Raw genomic sequence first — 14,839 nt, 5'->3', positions numbered from 1 at the left:
GCGATATTGTATTTCTTTTACGCCAGATAAATTATCTGTCGCTGTTAACTTAAATGTTGCTTCTGTTGTGTACCAGTCGTTATTTCCTTTTGTTCCTGTAATTTCCATATTTAATTCTGGCGAAGTATCGTCAATCAGCCATAAAAATGTAGGATAGCTTATGCCCTCTTCGATATACCAAATTGTTCCAAAATCCCAATTTTCAAATGTTTCTTTTTGCTTCATTTCAGCTTTTGTTTTAACTGAAGAGTTTGTTATTGTTCCAAAAAAATTATCATAACAAAAGCTGTCACTATTAACTCCCGTTACTTCTCCTGTTGTATAGGAATTTGTTATTGTTGCATAATCGCTAGGATCTGGAATGTTCTGTGAAGGCCAATCCCAACTTGAGTTAATCCCAACTAAGCCACCTACACTATTAGTTCCCACTACTTTTCCTGTGCTATATGTGTTTGTTATTGTTCCAAGATTATGGCCAACTAAGCCACCTACTGTATTAGTACCAGTTACTTCTCCTGAGTGGTAGGCGTTTGTTATCGTTCCATGATTGTATGTAACTAAACCACCTGTATCATTAACACCCTTTACTACTCCTGTACTATAGGAATTTGCTATTATTCCATAGTTGTGGGCAACTAAGCTTCCTACATAATTACTTCCCTGAGAATTTACATTTTCTATTCCGACATTCTTTAATTCAGCGGAACTTCCAGTATAAGCAAATAGAGCTGCATTGTTTCCTTGATTTATCGTTAAGTTACTAATGATATAACCTGCACCGTCGAATGACCCTATAAATCTGTTACTATCATTACCTATCGGTAGCCAATTATTATAGCTAGATAGGTCAATATCCTTTATTTGTTTGAAGTGTTTATCTAAGTAATTCCTCACTTCATTTAACTGGCCCGCAGTTTCAATTAAATAAGGATCCTGCTCCGTACCTGACCCTCCTGCAAATGGGCTTATTGCACTAGCTTGTTGCGGGGCAACTGTTGCAAATAAAGGTATGACTAAAAGTACTGCAAGTAAAATGTTTATACTCTTTCTGAGTTGTTGCTTAACATAATATTTCATGAATTTCCTCCTTGTATTTTATGGGGTTCATATTATATTTTAATGACATAAGAAAGCACCACTCGCTTGAAAGTAGTGCTATTGGCATCTTTTATACTAGTAGTTGGTATTCATATGTATTATTTAAAAGATATGTACTTATTATTAAAATTATAATACTAATATACTACTATACTACTTAGTATAGACTTATCCTTCTTTTTTTATAAAAAATTCCCTTAATTTCTAATATTTATTTGAAAAGGTGAGAATTTGACTAAATTCCTAAACACATTAATAGTAAGTCCTTAATATATAGAGCATAAAAAAAGGATGGCCAATTGGCCATCCTTTTTGAATGATTATCTAGTTTCAGCAAACAGTTGCTTCCACTATGTTTATTTTCCTGCAATATCGATACGGTTCATCGCACGAGCAAGTGCTAGTTCCGCACGTTTCATGTCAATATCCTTGTCGTTCATGCGCTTTTCTGCACGTTCTTTTGCTTCTTTCGCACGCTCAACATTGATTTTTTCTGGCATTTCAGCACTTTGTGCTAAAATCGTCACTTTGTCAGGACGAACTTCTAAAAATCCACCGCTAACTGCGACCGGCTTTTCTTCATTATTTTGAATTAAGCGAACCGCCCCAATAGTAAGCGGAGCTACGAGAGGTACGTGACCTGGTAAGATACCAAGCTCCCCTGATTGTGCTTTCACAACAACCATTTCCACGTCACCTTCGTAAACCGGACCGTCAGGAGTGGCAATGCTAACTTTAATCATATCCATCTCAAACCCTCCTTGGGTCTTTTAACAGTCCAATTTTTACGCTTTTGCTTCCATTTCTTCTGCTTTAGCCACTACTTCTTCAATACGACCAACTAGACGGAAAGCATCTTCCGGTAAGTGGTCATACTTGCCTTCAAGGATTTCCTTGAAACCTTTAACTGTTTCTTGAACAGGTACGTATGATCCAGCTTGACCAGTAAATTGCTCAGCCACGTGGAAGTTTTGTGATAAGAAGAATTGAATACGACGAGCACGGTTTACGATTTGCTTATCTTCATCAGAAAGCTCATCCATACCTAGAATTGCAATGATATCTTGTAATTCTTTGTAACGTTGTAATGTTGATTGTACGCTACGTGCTACTTCGTAATGCTCTTCTCCAACAATTTCAGGTGACAATGCACGTGAAGTTGAAGCAAGTGGGTCTACCGCAGGGTAAATACCCATTTCAGATAACTTACGCTCTAAGTTAGTTGTTGCATCTAAGTGAGCGAAAGTTGTTGCTGGTGCTGGGTCAGTATAGTCATCGGCAGGTACATAAATCGCTTGGATTGATGTAACTGAACCAACGTTAGTTGACGTGATACGCTCTTGTAATTGACCCATTTCTGTAGCCAATGTTGGTTGGTAACCAACGGCAGAAGGCATACGTCCTAATAATGCTGATACCTCAGAACCTGCTTGTGTAAAGCGGAAAATGTTATCGATGAAGAAAAGAACGTCTTGTCCTTGCTCATCACGGAAATATTCCGCCATTGTTAATCCTGTTAATGCAACACGTTGACGCGCACCTGGTGGCTCGTTCATTTGACCGAATACCATCGCAGTTTTCTTGATAACGCCAGAGTCGCTCATTTCGTGATAAAGGTCATTACCTTCACGAGTACGCTCACCTACACCGGCGAATACTGAGATACCACCGTGCTCTTGAGCGATGTTGTTAATTAATTCTTGGATAAGTACTGTTTTACCTACACCGGCACCACCGAATAAACCGATCTTACCACCCTTAATGTAAGGAGCTAGTAAGTCTACAACTTTAATTCCTGTTTCAAGAATTTCAGTAGTTGTAGATAAGTCTTCGAATGTAGGTGCTAGACGGTGAATAGGGTCACGACGTACATCACCAGTAATTTTTTCATCTAAGTCGATTGATTCACCTAATACGTTAAATACACGTCCTAAAGTTACATCACCAACTGGAACAGAGATAGGTGCACCTGTATCAACAACTTCTACTCCACGAATTAAACCGTCTGTAGAAGACATCGCAACTGTACGAACTGTATCGTTTCCTAGGTGAAGAGCAACTTCAAGCGTTAAGTTAAAATCTTTTTCGCTTGCAGACTGTCCTTTATATTCAACTGTAAGGGCGTTATAGATTTCAGGTAATTGACCGCTTGCAAACTTAACGTCTACTACAGGTCCCATTACTTGAGTAATCAGTCCTTTATTCATCGTTTTCCCTCCTGACTTCAATTCCGCAAAGCGCTGCGACTATTCTAGTGCAGCTGCTCCTCCGACAATTTCCGTAATTTCTTGCGTAATCGCTGCTTGACGTGCACGGTTGTAAGAAAGCGTTAATGAATCGATTAAATCAGACGCATTGTCTGTCGCACTCTTCATCGCTGTCATACGCGCAGCATGTTCACTAGCTTTACCGTCAAGTAAAGCGCCGTAGATCAAGCTTTCGGCATATTGCGGTAATAGGACTTCTAATATTTCTTCTTCTGAAGGTTCATATTCATATAATGCTGAGTTACCAGTGTTTTCAATATCAGTAAGAGGAAGTAACTTCTTCTCTTCTAATGTTTGAGAAATGGCACTCACAAAATGGTTATAAACCATGTATAGCTCATCAATTTCTCCATCGACGAATCTGCCAACACCTTTGCTAGCAATATCTTTAATATCAGCGAATGAAGGTTGGTCACCTAAACCTGTTACTTCTAGAGCTACAGGCATATTGCGCTTCTTAAAGAAATCTCGTCCGATACGACCGATAACGATGATTTCGTATTCATCAGTCGATTGATGGCGTTTTCCAATTGTACGAGTAACGTGACGAAGTACGTTAGAGTTATACGCACCTGCTAGTCCACGGTCAGATGTAATAACAACGTAACCAGTTTTCTTTACAGGGCGAGATTCCATCATCGGATTGTTTGAAGTGCTATTAGAAGCGATGCTTCCAACAACTTCTTGCATTTTATCCATGTAAGGTACGAAAGCTTTAGCATTTTGCTCTGCACGTGCGAATTTCGCTGCAGATACCATTTCCATCGCTTTCGTAATTTGCTTCGTTTTCTTCGTCGACGTAATACGTCCTTTTATATCTCGTAAAGATGCCACTCCGTTTCACCACCTTTTCGCTTTTCTGATTTCAGAATTCTATTATTCAGAAACAACGAACGTTTTCTTAAATGCGTTAATCGCTTCTGCGAAGTCTTCATCAGCAGGTAACTTACCTGATTCACGAATAGCAGCTAAAAGCTCCTTGCTGTTATGGTCTAACCAAGTGTGGAACTCTCCTTCGAAACGACTTACGTCTTCAACAGGAATATCATCTAAGAATCCGCGTGTTAATGCGTATAAACTTGCAACTTGTTTTTCAACAGCTAATGGCTTGTGTAAGCCTTGCTTTAAGATTTCAACTGTACGTGCACCACGGTTTAACTTCGCTTGCGTAGCTTTATCAAGGTCAGAACCGAATTGTGCGAACGCTTCTAATTCACGGTAAGACGCTAAGTCTAGACGTAGCGTACCAGCAACCTTCTTCATCGCACTGATTTGTGCTGATCCACCTACACGTGATACAGATAGTCCGGCGTTGATCGCTGGGCGTACACCTGAGAAAAATAGGTCAGATTGTAAGAAGATTTGTCCGTCCGTAATTGAGATTACGTTTGTTGGAATATATGCAGATACGTCACCAGCTTGAGTTTCGATGAATGGTAATGCAGTTAATGAACCGCCACCTTTAGCATCAGATAACTTAGCAGCACGCTCTAATAAACGACTGTGTAAGTAGAATACATCCCCTGGATATGCTTCACGACCTGGAGGACGACGTAGTAATAATGAAAGCTCACGATAAGCAGATGCTTGTTTCGTTAAGTCATCATATACTACTAGTACGTGTTTACCATTGTACATAAACTCTTCACCCATAGTTACACCAGTGTAAGGAGCTAAGAACAATAATGGTGCTGGTTGAGAAGCACTCGCTGTTACAACGATTGTGTAATCAAGCGCACCGTGTTGACGTAATGTTTCAACTACGCCACGTACTGTAGATTCTTTTTGACCAATTGCAACGTAGATACAAATCATATCTTCGTCTTTTTGGTTTAAGATTGTGTCAATCGCTACTGCTGTTTTACCAGTTTGACGGTCACCGATGATTAACTCACGTTGTCCACGTCCGATTGGTACAAGCGCATCGATTGCTTTAATACCTGTTTGTAATGGCTCATGTACTGATTTACGATCCATTACTCCTGGTGCTGGGCTCTCGATTGGACGAGTTTTTGTTGTTTCGATTGGGCCTAAACCATCAACTGGTTGACCTAATGAGTTAACTACGCGTCCTAATAATTGCTCACCGACAGGAACTTCCATGATACGTCCTGTACGTTTTACTTCATCGCCTTCGCGAATTTCAGTATATGGTCCTAAAATGACGATACCTACGTTGTTTTCCTCAAGGTTTTGGGCCATACCCATTGTACCGTTTGAGAATTCAACAAGTTCTCCAGCCATTACGTTGTCAAGACCATGAGCACGAGCGATACCGTCACCGACTTGAATTACTGTACCAACGTCGCTCACTTCAATTTCAGAATCATAGTTCTCTATTTGCTTTTTAATAAGCGCACTAATTTCTTCTGCTTTGATGCTCATACTTTCACCCCTATTCTTAACCTTGTGCTGAGACTAATTGACGTTGAATTTTCTTCAGTTTGTTACTAACACTACCGTCGAAAATTCGATTGCCAATTTGTACTTTTATTCCACCGATAAGTTCTTTATCGATTACGTTTGTAATGTTTAGCGTTTGTTTACCAACACGCTTCGCGAATACTTCAGATAACGCTTTCTCTTCATCAGCTGAAAGTTCTTTCACTGAGTAGATAGTCGCTTCTGCAATTCCACGTTTTTCATTTGCTAAAGCGAAGAATTCTTCAATCATATCGATGATGATTTCTTCACGGTTACGATCAACAATAACGTAAAGTGTGTTTAGCGCTTCTGCTGAAAGTTCACCAAATGCTTCCTTTAACAATTCTTTTTTCTTCGCTACCGAAATTTTCGGATACTTTAAGAATTGTTGAAAGTTTTTGTTTTGACTATATACATCTTTAAATGCACGTAGTTCTTGCTCAAGCTGATCAAGTTTGCCTTTTTCTGTTGCTAATTCAAAGAGTGCAACTGCATATCGATTTGATACTGCGTTTTTACTCATTGCTTAACTCCCACTTCTTGAATGTACTTTTCAACAAGCTCAGTTTGCTCATTGGCATTCAGTTCTTTTTCAATAACTTTAGAAGCGATCATAACAGATAAAGTAGCAACTTGTTCGCGTAATGCTTTTACAGCAAGTTCTTTCTCACGCTCGATTTCACGAAGTGCGCTTGCCTTCAGGCGTTCCCCTTCTTGACGAGCTAAATCAAGGATTTCTTCTCCTTGCTTTTCGCTTAGCTTCTTCGCGTTTTCAATGATTTCTTGAGCGTCTTGACGAGCTTTCTTAAGTTCTGCACGCTGTTCTTCGATGAATTTTTTAGCTTCTTCACGATTGCGTTCAGCTGTTTCAATTTCATTAGCAATATGCTCTTCACGTTGCTTCATGATTCCCATTAAAGGTCCCCATGCATATTTGCGTAGCAAGCCTAACAATACGATGAAAACAACTAACTGATAGACTATGCCCCAGAAATTAATATGTTCCACGCTGTTCACTCCCCTCAAAGGTCATATAAAACGAGTAGCGAAGGTTCGAATTGAATCTTCGCCACTAAATATTTAGACTATTATTATCCACCTAAAACGATGAATGCGATTACTACAGCGATGATCGGTAATGCCTCAACTAATGCAACCCCGATAAACATTGTAGTTTGTAACTTACCTTGTAATTGAGGTTGACGAGCGATACCTTCTACTGTACTTTTTACGATAAGACCGTTACCAATACCTGCTCCGATTGCTGCTAAACCTACTGCGATAGCTGCTGCTAATAAATTCATTGTGTATTTCCTCCCTTTTAATCCTTAAAGTTTTTTAAAATATTTTGTAATGCAATTCTCCAAATGGAGAGTTTATATTAATGGTCGTGACTCACTTTGTGGGCCATATAAACCATCGTTAACATAACGAAAATAAATGCTTGGATCGCACCTATAAAGATACTAAATCCTTGCCACACTAACATCGGGAAAAATCCTCCGATTGCTCCTAAAATGTTAAAGTGGTGATCAGTTACTGCGAGACCTGCTAACAATGTTAGTAAAATCTCACCTGCCAAAATATTACCGTAAAGACGTAGTCCAAGAGTTAACGTATTAGCAAACTCCTCAATAATCTTTAACGGAAATAAGAAACTTAATGGTTTGAAGAAATCTTTACCATATTCTTTTGCACCCTTCATCTTCACTCCATAGTAGTGAGTTAAGGCAACAACCATAACTGCTAATGTTAAAGTGATTGCTGGGTCAGCTGTCGGTGATTTCCACCAAAGCTCATGGTGATACACGACTGCAAATGGTAACCCTAACATGTTTGCTACGAAGATATACATAATAAGCGTAACTCCTAATGTTAAGAAGCGTCCACCTGTTTTCCAATCCATCGTACTACTTATGATTCCTTTTATGAAATCAAAAACCCATTCAATGAAGTTTTGTAAACCTGTCGGTCGCATTGCAAGAGTGCGAGTTGCTCCAACTGCTAAAAGGAATACGATTACTGCTGCAACTGTTGTCATTAAGATTGCTGACCAGTCACCGTGTAGCCCAAAAAGTTCAAAATGAGGGACTCCGTGATCCATATTTATTCACCTCTCTTCCTTCGTAGCGTTTGAAAAGATAAAAAATCTATGAAGATGATAATGTAGCTAGCCATCAGCCCCACTACCACACTTACCAAGTGGAAGGTTTCCGGATAACGCAGTGCAATTAAAGCAGCTAATCCACCAGTCATTAGACGAGACAAAGATCCTAACGTTGGTTGCTTCTGCTTATTCGCAGCGGCATTTCCTAATTTGTTCGTTTTTCTGTACATCTGCCAGAGGTTGTACAAACTTCCAGATCCACCTAACAATAATCCGAGGAAAACGGTATCATAAGGTGTTATTGCCCAACCAGCAATAAAAATTGATAGTGCGAACAAGTTCAAACTAAGGTAGCGCTTGAATGTGATTTCGTATTCTGTCATTATTCTTCGTCTCCTAAATAACGATTAACTAGACGAATTGTACTATAGACGCCTGCTGCTAGTCCGAGAAGTAAGCCAATGACAAGAAATAACGGTTTCGTATGTATTTGACCATCAAGCCAAATCCCGCCGAACACACCAACAAGTGTTGCTCCGACTAATTGCGATAGAATCACACTCATCAATGCCATCGCTTTAAAAGGATTGCGATTTTGATTTTGCAAAAAACGACAGCTCCTTTTCCTTAAATTGTTCGCGTAATTTAAGGTGAAAACCTTATCATTGTTACCCTCTGTAAGTCTACAATAGGGAAATGTCAATGTCAATTCATTTCAGGCAATTTAAACAAGTGAAAAAGTGACTGTTGTCACAAATTCACAAACTTGTCACATCTTTCGTTAAGGGATAGATAAATGTGCTTGAATCATGTCTTCCTTTCCTGCTTTTTTCGCAAATATGATCGCAATGTACTCTCCTGATTTTCCAATTCTTTCTTTCGGTATTTGCACTTCCAGAAGTCCTCGTTCGACATTTTTCTTATAGTCAAATACGCGATCAAATCGAAGCGTATCTGCCTCGTAAAGCATAATACCAAATTCATCTGCACCTCTAGGAAGGTAGACTTCATACATGTAAGTCTCCTCTTCTTCCCCTTTGCCGAAGCCAAAGTTCGCAAGGCGTGGGTAGTTTGGTTCATTAACGACGAAGAGATATGGTAAATGAATCAGTTGCTTACCTGCTGAAACTTGGAGTGAGCCATAATTCAACCCTTCTTTTAATACAGAAGGTGTTAACTCTAGCCCCAGTTTTATCTCTTTTTTTTCGCCTGGTTTTAGCGTTGATGACAATGGTAATTGCCAACTTATACCACCCTTATTTTCTGGCAGGGTAAATGAAAGTTTGGATGACCGGTCCGACACATTTTCAATGGTCATTTTGAATGTTTTTTTGGTACGTTGATCTTGTTTGCTTACTTTTCCAATCCCAATCGAGCTTGGATAAATTAATGTTTCTGCTTTTAAAGCAGCTTCCACTTGTACTCTCCCTGCTCCTTGCTCATAAGGCGGATAAGGGTCTCCTTTTTTATCTACAAGAATTTTCGCCGTGTTCATTAATGCTGCTTTAATTTGCTCTGGTGACCAAGTTGGGTGAGCTTGCTTAATTAAAGCGGCTGCTCCTGCGATATGCGGGGCTGCCATACTTGTTCCATCTAACGGTTGATACCCTTCTGGAACTGTACTATTAATTTGCACACCGGGCGCTACGATATCTGGCTTGATTTCCCATGAGTGTGTTACAGGTCCTCTTGAGCTAAAGCTAGCAATTTTATCTACTATCGTTTCAGATTCTGTTGCTAGCCATGTCTTTGATGCAGCTATTTCTTTACGAAGTTTTAATCCATCTTTTTGTGCAAGTGATGCGACCGGTATTTTAATGTCACCCATTATCCCACCTTGGAAATTACCTTCCTCATTGTTATAAATAAGGACAGCCACTGCACCATTATCTTCCGCTGCTTTTGCTTTTTCTGCAAAAGGAATGATACCACGTTCTAGTAGAACTATTTTCCCTTTGACATCTGTCATTTTCTCTCTTTCACCTAAACCACGATAAACGACCTCATAATCTCTTTTTAACTCCCACGGTACTGATCCTTGTAACGGAAGCATAGAGAATTGCTCATCTATTTTCTTAACTGCTACTTTTGGTAGTAATAGAGGTGGGTAAGACGCTCCAACTGCTATTGCTTTTGAAGACGTTCCAGGAGATCCTACCGTCCAAATAGATGGACCACTATTACCACTAGAGGTGACCGCAACAACCCCTTTTTCTACAGCTTTGTTTAAAGCTATACTAGTCGGCCAATCCGGTCCATTGACAGGATTTCCAAGCGATAAGTTTATCACGTCCATCCCATCTTCAACGGCTTGATCAATCGCTGCAATAACTTGATCAGACGTTCCTCTTCCCCCAGGTCCGAGTGCACGGTACGCATAAATATGTGCATCAGGCGCAACACCGCGAATTTTCCCATCACCAGCAATGATCCCAGCAACGTGCGTGCCGTGTAACGTATTTAATGATCCAAGTGACCTCGTTTCCATTGGATCATCGTCATTGTCAATAAAGTCCCGACCACCTTTATACCTTCTTTTCAAATCTTGATGTGTGTAGTCTATACCGGTATCAATGACAGCGACTTTTATTCCTTTCCCCGTCAATCGTTGCCCTTTTATATCTAGATAGGTACGAACATCTTCCGCCCCTATAAATGTCCCGTTATTATAATAGAGCAATGTATATGTATTTGCTTCATGTGTAGATTTTATATGCTTAACTTTGTCTAATTTGTTTACTTCTTTTCTGCTAATCTCAAACGAAAATCCGTTAAAAACGTGTTTGTAGCGATATTTTACTTTGCCTGTTGGTACTACTTTTTGCACGTCAGCGATAGCTGCATCAACATCACCCTTAGCCTCAATGAGGAGAACCACTGTGCTTTCCTTGGCGACGGCACTAGTATCGTTTGATAAAATCGCACATATAAAGAGAGCTATAATGAATAGAACACGATACACATTTACACCTCCAATATTGTTACGATGCCGCAAGTGTCCATTTTTAATACGAAAGTAGCACTTATAAAAAAATGAATTTTTTAAAGGATATTTACTCAAAATGGTGAATACATAATAATTGGAAAAATATAGTTAGGGTTGAGAGGGAGTTTTAGAATTGAAAAAAACATTAGTCATCATACTCCTATTAATTGTAGGGATACTTGCAAGCGGGTGCTCCAATGAAACAATTGGTCAGGAAACAGATGAAAGTTTATCAATTAGGGAGCGCATTGAAGCTGAATTACTCGCATTCTATCAGACTGCAGCGTACGCTCGTTCATCAGAAGTAAATAAAGAGACATTAATTGAGAAATTAGAAGCTCATCATGCAGCGTTTAGAAAGTTGGAAGTCGAATACGCAAACGAAAACAAAAATGATCCATTTTCTGATAATGTTGTCATCTTTTTAATGTCAATCAATGAACGGATTAATGGATTAACTTCATTCATCATTCATTATGGCATCGAAGGAACTGGTTCTTTTAGTTTAGAAAAGCAATTTTCCGACAGCTCCATTGATGTTTTTGATACTATTTTGGAAACTGGGATTGCTCCAAGTCATAATAAAATAAAATAAGAAAAATACCCTGAAGAACATAAATTCTTCAGGGTATTTTTTTAGTTAATATAATATCTTTTGAATGATTGCTAAAATGAATGAAGACAAAAATTCAAAGAAGTAAAAGAGAGCAATAAATGCAACAACCATTAACCAGCTTGTCCCGCCTTTTTTCTTCATCAGCTTTCTTTGTTCCTCTTCGCTATCTGCTTTATGTTTAATTTCACTTAATTTCTTAAGAACTTCTAAACGATAACTTGAATATGCGGTCATGCCAGGCATGAAATAAAGCATCAGAAATACAACTGGTTCTACTCTATTCCCAGTTAACACGATATAAAATAATAAACAATACAATGCTAACAAAACAAACAATGGCAGTTTCCACATTTTGCGATACACATACCAAAAAACAGAAAAGAAAAACGGTGACCAACTAAACATTGTATGTTTATTTGTTTGCTCCATCTTTATCCATTTACTTAAAAACTTTTGATATCTCTTACCAACAATTAATTCAATTTCTTCTTCCGAATACTCACTTACCTTATCAAACACATAATAATCTTTATGAGATTTATCAGCTTTCACTTTATCAGAATATGTAATATCTGGTTTAGGAAAATATTTTTCGAAGTGTTTCTTTATATACTTTTCATAAAATGTTTGTGGCATTTTTATCCATATGAAAAAAATAATAAGTACAAGAGGAAGGAGTAACAGAGTTGCTATATGGTCGACATAATGCATAACAATCATACCTATTGCTGAACCATACCCTAAAAACACAAGACTAAACATCCTAAATTTTTCAATTCCATCTAACTTTTTAACAAGATAAATTAAAACCCATGTTCCTCCTACTAATCCAATTAATACAGGTAACCAAAATTCTGCTACATTCATTTCATTGCGCTCCTTTCCCTAGATGTTTATTTGCTTTTTTTGAATAATTCTTCAAAAAATTTCACGCCCCAAAAAAATAGAAAAAATAACAATAAATACGGTTGCTCATAAAACAAATATACTGCGAAGGGAAGTGCTAGGAGAAAACCAACTTTTTTATATGTTTTCATTATATAAATAATGGCTATTCCTACTAATATTTCAATCCCAATCAGATTACCTTCTTTTATGTAAGGGGGAATAAATAAAACGGTATAGATGAATACAACAACTACAAAGTATGTAATATATGATATTAATTTTACCACTCTATATTCCTTTCTCTTATTCTTCTCTTTTAATACCATGCGGATAGCCTACAAGTCGATATATCAATCGAAAAATTATAGGAAATAAAACAATAGAAAATAAGACAAAAATAATATCTTTACTTGGATTGAAAATAAAAATTAGTAATTGCTGACTAATTGTGATGAAGTAAAAAACTACTGCAGCCCAATACGTAAAACGGAAGTACTTATGCGTGAATGATTCCCCTTTTTCATACGGTTTACCAAAAGCAAAGTCAATAAATCTTTTCATAAATACACCTCTCAAGAAAAAAATACACTCAGAATATTCTGAGTGTATTGAAAATTATACCATATTTACGGTCTGAAGTTTTCCGGACGTTCGCTTTTCTTGTTGAAGTGATAAAGAATTGCTTCAACAATACGTTCAGATGCTTTTCCATCCCCATACGGGTTAGATGCTTTTGACATTTTTTCGTATTCTTCTTTGTCCGTTAAAAGCTCTTTTGCAAGTGTATATATATTTTCTTCGTCTGTTCCTGCAAGTTTTAATGTTCCAGCTTCAATTCCTTCCGGACGTTCTGTAGTGTCGCGCAGTACGAGAACTGGTACACCTAAAGAAGGAGCTTCCTCTTGAACACCACCAGAATCCGTTAATATCATGTAAGCACGAGAAGCAAAGTTATGGAAGTCGACAACATCTAACGGTTCGATCAAATGGATGCGCGGGTCGTTTCCTAACACTTCATCAGCTACTTCACGAACAGCAGGATTTAAGTGAACAGGATACACTACTTGCACGTCTCCATGCTCATCTACTAAACGTTTAATCGCACGGAACATGTTACGCATTGGCTCACCAAGGTTTTCACGACGGTGCGCAGTCATTAAAATGAGACGGTCATCACCTAAACGATCTAATACATCACTTTGGTAGTCGTCTTTTACAGTTGTCTTTAAGGCATCAATGGCAGTATTTCCAGTTACGAAAATGCTTTCTCCCTTTTTGTTTTCCGCAAGCAAGCTTTGCTCTGCTTGTGACGTTGGAGAGAAATGTAAGTCAGCCATTACTCCTGTAAGTTGACGGTTCATCTCTTCCGGAAATGGTGAATACTTATTCCAAGTGCGAAGACCTGCTTCAACGTGACCAATTGCAATTTGATTATAAAAACCAGCCAGACTAGCTACAAATGTAGTTGTCGTATCACCATGAACGAGAACGATGTCTGGTTTCACTTTACTCATGACATCATTTAAACCTTCAAGCGCACGCGTTGTCACTCCAACTAACGTTTGGCGGTCTTTCATAATATTTAAATCGTAATCAGGCGTAATGTTAAAAATGTTCATTACTTGGTCAAGCATTTCACGGTGCTGTGCTGTTACCGTTACGATTGATTCGATTTGTTCGCTATGCTTTTGTAGTTCAAGAACGAGCGGGGCCATTTTTATTGCCTCTGGTCGCGTCCCGAAAATGGTCATTACTTTAATGCGATCTGTCATAGCGTTTTCCCCCGCTTCACTCTATTTCGTTCCGAAAAGGCGGTCGCCTGCGTCACCTAAACCAGGAACGATATAACCTTTTTCATTTAATTTTTCATCTAAGCCAGCAACGTAGATTTCTACATCATCATGGGCTTTTTGCAATGCTTCAATTCCTTCAGGTGCTGCGATAATACACATAAATTTAATGTTAACAGCTCCACGTTTCTTTAATGAGTGGATTGCTTCAATTGCTGATCCACCTGTTGCAAGCATTGGGTCAACTACGATTAATTCACGTTCATTAATATCAGAAGGTAGCTTCACATAATATTCGACTGGTTGCAATGTTTCTGGGTCACGGTATAACCCAACATGACCGACCTTAGCTGTAGGAATTAACTTTAAAATCCCATCAACCATTCCAAGTCCTGCACGTAAAATAGGAATAATCCCTAACTTCTTACCAGCTAGTACATTAGATTTTGCAATACTTACTGGTGTTTCAACTTCTACTTCTTCCAGTGGTAAGTTACGTGTAATTTCAAAAGCCATTAATGCAGCTAGCTCGTCCACAATTTCACGAAATTCTTTCGTACCTGTTTTTTTGTCTCTAATATATGTAAGTTTATGTTGAATAAGTGGGTGGTCAAAAACGTATAGTTTTCCCATTATTATCCGCTCCTTTTTTGTAATGGTCTT

At 38.4% G+C, this 14,839-nt stretch carries 17 protein-coding genes; 1 reads left to right on the top strand and 16 read right to left on the bottom strand.

Going from position 1 to position 14,839, the window contains the following annotated elements; translation table 11 throughout:
* The 12 genes from CIB95_RS11330 to CIB95_RS16515 form a co-directional block, all read right to left on the bottom strand.
* Nucleotides 1-1,077, bottom strand: a 1,077-nt coding sequence (locus CIB95_RS11330) for a GLUG motif-containing protein (RefSeq protein ID WP_332893286.1), incomplete at its 3' end; no start/stop codon positions are given.
* Nucleotides 1,078-1,454: 377 nt separating this feature from the next.
* On the bottom strand, nt 1,455-1,847 hold the full coding sequence (locus CIB95_RS11325; RefSeq protein ID WP_094925227.1) for a F0F1 ATP synthase subunit epsilon: 393 nt from the start codon (nt 1,845-1,847) through the stop codon (nt 1,455-1,457).
* Between the two features lie 36 nt (nt 1,848-1,883).
* Nucleotides 1,884-3,305 carry a F0F1 ATP synthase subunit beta gene (gene atpD / locus CIB95_RS11320; protein WP_094925225.1) on the bottom strand — a complete coding sequence of 474 codons (1,422 nt, stop codon included), beginning with the start codon at nt 3,303-3,305 and terminating at the stop codon, nt 1,884-1,886.
* A 39-nt stretch (nt 3,306-3,344) separates the two neighbouring features.
* Nucleotides 3,345-4,199: an ATP synthase F1 subunit gamma gene (atpG, locus tag CIB95_RS11315; protein ID WP_094925223.1), complete on the bottom strand. Its 855-nt coding sequence runs from the start codon at nt 4,197-4,199 to the stop codon at nt 3,345-3,347.
* 42 nt (nt 4,200-4,241) lie between these two features.
* A complete protein-coding gene (gene atpA / locus CIB95_RS11310; protein ID WP_094925221.1) occupies nt 4,242-5,750 on the bottom strand; it encodes a F0F1 ATP synthase subunit alpha in 1,509 nt (502 codons plus the stop codon).
* Between the two features lie 16 nt (nt 5,751-5,766).
* Nucleotides 5,767-6,312 (bottom strand): F0F1 ATP synthase subunit delta, encoded by a 546-nt coding sequence (locus CIB95_RS11305; protein ID WP_094925219.1) that lies wholly within the window; start codon nt 6,310-6,312, stop codon nt 5,767-5,769.
* Nucleotides 6,309-6,797: a F0F1 ATP synthase subunit B gene (atpF, locus tag CIB95_RS11300; protein ID WP_233144121.1), complete on the bottom strand. Its 489-nt coding sequence runs from the start codon at nt 6,795-6,797 to the stop codon at nt 6,309-6,311. The genes CIB95_RS11305 and atpF overlap by 4 nt, the downstream gene beginning before the upstream one ends.
* Before the next feature lie 83 nt (nt 6,798-6,880).
* Nucleotides 6,881-7,093 (bottom strand): F0F1 ATP synthase subunit C, encoded by a 213-nt coding sequence (atpE, locus tag CIB95_RS11295; protein WP_094925215.1) that lies wholly within the window; start codon nt 7,091-7,093, stop codon nt 6,881-6,883.
* Between the two features lie 77 nt (nt 7,094-7,170).
* Nucleotides 7,171-7,893, bottom strand: a complete 723-nt coding sequence (gene atpB, locus CIB95_RS11290; RefSeq protein WP_094925213.1) for a F0F1 ATP synthase subunit A — start codon at nt 7,891-7,893, stop codon at nt 7,171-7,173.
* A 2-nt stretch (nt 7,894-7,895) separates the two neighbouring features.
* Nucleotides 7,896-8,279, bottom strand: coding sequence for an ATP synthase subunit I (locus CIB95_RS11285; RefSeq protein WP_094925211.1), 384 nt, complete (start codon nt 8,277-8,279; stop codon nt 7,896-7,898).
* On the bottom strand, nt 8,279-8,503 hold the full coding sequence (locus tag CIB95_RS11280; protein WP_094925209.1) for an AtpZ/AtpI family protein: 225 nt from the start codon (nt 8,501-8,503) through the stop codon (nt 8,279-8,281). Before CIB95_RS11280 ends, CIB95_RS11285 begins: the two co-directional genes overlap by 1 nt.
* 174 nt (nt 8,504-8,677) lie before the next feature.
* A complete protein-coding gene (locus CIB95_RS16515) occupies nt 8,678-10,858 on the bottom strand; it encodes a S8 family serine peptidase (protein WP_158217612.1) in 2,181 nt (726 codons plus the stop codon).
* A 157-nt stretch (nt 10,859-11,015) separates the two neighbouring features.
* Between CIB95_RS16515 and CIB95_RS11270 the strand changes: the two genes are divergently transcribed.
* Nucleotides 11,016-11,477, top strand: a complete 462-nt coding sequence (locus CIB95_RS11270) for a hypothetical protein (protein ID WP_094925205.1) — start codon at nt 11,016-11,018, stop codon at nt 11,475-11,477.
* A 45-nt stretch (nt 11,478-11,522) separates the two neighbouring features.
* Here CIB95_RS11270 and CIB95_RS11265 read toward each other — a convergent pair whose 3' ends face one another.
* The 4 genes from CIB95_RS11265 to upp form a co-directional block, all read right to left on the bottom strand.
* On the bottom strand, nt 11,523-12,365 hold the full coding sequence (locus CIB95_RS11265; RefSeq protein WP_094925203.1) for a DUF2628 domain-containing protein: 843 nt from the start codon (nt 12,363-12,365) through the stop codon (nt 11,523-11,525).
* Nucleotides 12,366-12,689: 324 nt separating this feature from the next.
* Complete coding sequence (locus CIB95_RS11255) at nt 12,690-12,947, bottom strand: hypothetical protein (RefSeq protein ID WP_094925199.1); 258 nt, start codon at nt 12,945-12,947, stop codon at nt 12,690-12,692.
* 65 nt (nt 12,948-13,012) lie between these two features.
* Complete coding sequence (gene wecB / locus CIB95_RS11250; protein ID WP_094925197.1) at nt 13,013-14,158, bottom strand: non-hydrolyzing UDP-N-acetylglucosamine 2-epimerase; 1,146 nt, start codon at nt 14,156-14,158, stop codon at nt 13,013-13,015.
* A 21-nt stretch (nt 14,159-14,179) separates the two neighbouring features.
* Entirely contained in the window at nt 14,180-14,809 is a 630-nt protein-coding gene (gene upp / locus CIB95_RS11245) for a uracil phosphoribosyltransferase (protein WP_094925195.1), read from the bottom strand.
* Nucleotides 14,810-14,839 lie beyond the last annotated feature (30 nt).

Origin of the sequence: Lottiidibacillus patelloidae (assembly GCF_002262935.1) — a bacterium.
Classification (GTDB): Bacteria; Bacillota; Bacilli; order Bacillales; family SA5d-4; genus Lottiidibacillus; species Lottiidibacillus patelloidae.
The sequence above is the reverse complement of the archived record's forward strand: the minus strand, read 5'-3'. Positions and strand labels throughout refer to the sequence as shown.